Below are 649 nucleotides of genomic sequence, written 5' to 3' on the forward strand. Positions count from 1 at the left end.
CCTCCAGATGCGTCCCGGAGAGGTTCGCCCACTCCAGATGCGTCCCGGAGAGGTCCGCCCCCTCCAGATGCGCCCCGTAGAGGTTCGCCTCCTCCAGATGCGTCCCGGAGAGGTCCGCGCCCTCCAGATGCGCCCTGAAGAGGCGCGCCCCCTCCAGATGCGCCCCGTAGAGGTTCGCCCCCTCGAGATGCGCCCCGGAGAGGTCCGCCCCCTCCAGATGCGCCCCGGAGAGGACCGCCCCCTCGAGATGCGTCCCGGAGAGGTCCGCCCCCTCGAGATGCGTCCTGGAGAGGTCCGCCCCCTCCAGATGCGTCCCGTTGAGTTGAGCTTGGGACAGGTCGAGGTTTGAGATGTCGGCGCGGCGCAGGTTGGTGTTGCGCAGGTCGAGGCGGTAGGTCAGCTGCCCGGGTTCGTCGCGTTCAAGGGCTTTCTGCGTCTCGGTGCGTTCGCCGATCACAGTGAGCGCAGTCTGGATGTCGATGCGGGGTTGAGGGAGATTGCTTGCCCATCGGTTCGCCAAGTTTTCCACGGTCATGTCGTTGGGACCGGTGCCGTAGGCTTTTACTTTCTGGAAACGCGAATCTTCGAAGGCGGCGGAATTGCTCATTGTGACCTTCCCCCGCGGTTAGGGCCGGTTTGATCTGGAATC

General features: G+C 65.3%; 1 protein-coding gene. It reads right to left on the reverse strand.

The genetic code is table 11. The features are described from left to right. A partial coding sequence (locus ILP92_RS18865; protein ID WP_198916754.1) for a pentapeptide repeat-containing protein occupies positions 1 to 607 on the reverse strand: 607 nt, incomplete at its 3' end. Between the last annotated feature and the right edge of the window lie 42 nt (positions 608 to 649).

This window comes from Palleronia pontilimi, assembly GCF_016412875.1.
Classification (GTDB): domain Bacteria; phylum Pseudomonadota; class Alphaproteobacteria; order Rhodobacterales; family Rhodobacteraceae; genus Palleronia; species Palleronia pontilimi.